The organism is Streptomyces capoamus, assembly GCF_014654935.1.
Classification (GTDB): Bacteria; Actinomycetota; Actinomycetes; order Streptomycetales; family Streptomycetaceae; genus Streptomyces; species Streptomyces capoamus.
The window spans coordinates 16,182-19,005 of record NZ_BNBF01000039.1 but is presented as its reverse complement, the minus strand read 5'-3'; the positions used below and the strand labels follow the sequence as shown (position 1 = coordinate 19,005).

At 73.7% G+C, this 2,824-nt stretch carries 3 protein-coding genes; all 3 read right to left on the bottom strand.

Going from position 1 to position 2,824, the window contains the following annotated elements:
• Positions 1-654: IS701 family transposase (locus IE312_RS35705; protein ID WP_229900850.1), on the bottom strand; the 654-nt coding region annotated here is incomplete at its 3' end.
• Positions 655-1,069: 415 nt separating this feature from the next.
• Complete coding sequence (locus IE312_RS35700; protein ID WP_189986489.1) at positions 1,070-1,927, bottom strand: DUF4097 family beta strand repeat-containing protein; 858 nt, start codon at positions 1,925-1,927, stop codon at positions 1,070-1,072.
• 62 nt (positions 1,928-1,989) lie between these two features.
• Positions 1,990-2,664 carry an FMN-binding negative transcriptional regulator gene (locus IE312_RS35695; protein WP_229900844.1) on the bottom strand — a complete coding sequence of 225 codons (675 nt, stop codon included), beginning with the start codon at positions 2,662-2,664 and terminating at the stop codon, positions 1,990-1,992.
• Positions 2,665-2,824: the final 160 nt, after the last annotated feature.

Genomic DNA, 2,824 nt, shown 5'->3' with positions numbered 1-2,824 from the left:
GCAGATGTACGGCGTCCCGGCCAGCCGGCGGTCCACGGCCACCGGATCGGCGTCCGCTAGGTCGAGCACCACGGGGCGGTGCGGCGGCCCGGCCCAGCCCTGGAGCTGGTCCGCCACGCGGACGGCGCAGTCGAGCGGATGCGCGGCCAGTTCCGACTCGGGGATGCGCGGGGAGCGCGAGCGGATGCTCTCGCGCCACCTGCCGGGCAGCGCCAGCCGCCAGTTCACCGGGCAGCCGTGCTCCTCGCCGACCGCCCAGGCGCCCAGCGCCACCTGGCTGTTGACGACCTGGCCGAGCCCCGAGACGAAGCGCGGGGCGACACCCACCGACTCGGTGCCGGCCTTGGAGATGACGGTGGGCCGCACGACCCAGGCGCGGGGCCGCAGGGTGTGTTCCAGATAGCGGGCCAGGGCCGCGCGTACCGGCGCCCACTCCCAGGTGGAGGCCGCGACGAAGTGGTGCAGGCTCTGTTCCGCCGCGCGGCCGCCGACGTGGGCGGCGATGTTCCGTACGGACTTGCGGCCCTCGGCCTCCAGCAGCCCGCGCACGTACAGCTCGCCCTTGCGGCGCTGGTCACTGCGCGGCAGCGAGGCGAACAGCTCGGCGCACACGTCACCGACGACCGGGTTCGCCGGCCGGCGCTCGGTGGTCATCAGGCTCACCGGTTCTCTCCCTTCCCCCAGGGGGTCTGCTCACGCCGTCCACGGTGCGACGGTGCGGGGGGTCCGGCCCAGGTGCACTCGCCACACAGCCGGGCGCCGGCGTGCGCGGCGGAGCATCACGGAGCGGCCGGCGGTGGTCCGGCGGCGGCGGGGAGGAGCCGTTTCGGCGCCGGGAGACGGGGTTCCGGTGGCCCGAGAGGGGCGGGCGGGCGGTCCGGGAGCGCCCCGGGTGTGGTCCGGTCACCGTGCCGGCGGCACGCGGTGGTGACGGGGTCACCACCGCGCCGGTCCGCGAAGCGGAGCGAAACGGCTCGTAGGGGGGCGAAAGGCCGCGCCCGGCACGGGATGGGGGCGGTGCCGGGCGCGGTACCGCGGGCGGGGGACCCGCGGGGGAGGGAGAGCCGGGTCAGGCGGCGCGGGAGGGGACGCGGCGCACGTCGATCCCGCCGTGCTTGGTGCGGGCGCGGACCTCCACGCGCTCCCCGGCACCGCCCGGCTCGGCGGTCTCCGACAGCGCGTTGTGGACGCGGCCCTTGACCGAGGTGAGGTGGAGACGGGCGGTGCTGCCCTCGCGGACGCCGATTTCGATGCTTCCGGTGGACGCCACCTCCAGGACCAGGGAGCCGCGGACCGCTTCGCCCACCCGCACGGTGCCGTGGGTGGTCCGCGCGGTGACCGAGCCTTCGGCGCGGTCGACGGTGATGTCGCCGTTGGCGCCGTCCACGGTCAGGTCGGCGAGGGCGTCGCCGACGGTGGTGGAGCCCTGCTTCGTCCTGAGCACCGCGCTGTCCTCCAGGACGTGGAAGCGCAGGCTGCCGGAGCCGCTGGCGGCCTGCGTACGGCCGTGGGCGCGGCTCGCGGTGATGTCACCGGAGTCGGTGGTCAGCCACAGCGGGCCCGCCTCGTCGAGATGGACCGTGCCGGACACGGTCGTGACCGTGCAGTCGGCCAGCCGTCCCTCGGAGGAGACGTCCGCCCAGCCGGCGCTCGCCTCGACCTGGGAACCGGCCGGCAGGGTGACGGTGATCTCGATGCCGCCGCCCCGGCCGAGGACCGGGCGCTGCTTGGGCGCGGCGACCACGAGCCGCCCGTCGGCGTACTCGACGGTGGTCTGCTGGGCGATCTTCACGTCGGCCGGGCGGGCGGCGTCCACGGGACGGACGTCGACCACGGTGTCGGACCGGTCCTCCGCGACGAACCGCAGGCTTCCGATGTCGAGTTCGACGGTGGCCAGGATCGGCTTGGGCGTGGCGTAGACGGGCATGCGGGGTGCTGCTCCTGTCGGTGGTCGGCTGCGGGGACCGGGGGGCGAAGGAGGCGGCCCGGTCAGGCGGAGTGCGGGCAGGACGGCGCCGGGGACGGGAGCCGCTCCATGAGGGAGGCGACCTCCCTGCGCAGCCCCGTACCGGCGGCGAACGCCTCCCGTACGCGCGCGGAGACCTCCGGGTGCTGTTCCTGGCTGAGCTTGAACATGCCCTGCGCCGCGGTCACCTCGATCCGGAAGGCGCCGACCGCGGGCACGATCTTGCGGAAGTAGTCGACGGAGTCCGTCATGTCCCAGCCGGTGCCGAACCGGGCCTCGAAGGCGCGGACCGTGGCTTGGACGACGCCCAGGGTCTCCTCGCCGGCGATGTCCGGCTCGATCCTGCGCAGGGTGCCCCGCACGTGGACCGAGGTGAAGTTCCAGGTGGGGGCGGCCGGACTGATCGCGTAGAGGGTGGGCGACACATAGGAGTGGGCTCCCGAGAAGATCGCCAGCACGGGCATGCCGTCCTCGAGTGCCGCCCAGTGCGGATTGGCCCGGTTCATATGGCCGAGCAGCGTCGCGCCGGGCAGCTCGGCCAGGCCGTCCGGGGTGGTCACCGGGTCGGGTATGACGGGCAGATGCGTGGCGAAGGGAACGTCGTCCGCGGCGCCGTTGCAGGCCAGCACGGCCAGGGGGCTGGAGCGGACGAGTTCCACGGTCCAGGAACCGTCCGGCTCCCGATACGGGTCGGGCACGAACAACAGGGACACCCCTTCGAATCCGCGCGTGTGTATTTCCTTGATTGTCGCGGGCTGCGGACGGTCCGTGAAATATCGCCGACCGGATATGTCAGGTTGTTTTCCGATGGGCGTTCCGCAATCAAGGTCAACACTTTTGTGTCACCTCCGCCAAGCC

Bases quoted from the DNA above. Each gene is read 5' to 3' on its own strand.
- IE312_RS35700 (WP_189986489.1), bottom strand. From the start codon at position 1,927: ATGCCCGTCTACGCCACGCCCAAGCCGATCCTGGCCACCGTCGAACTC.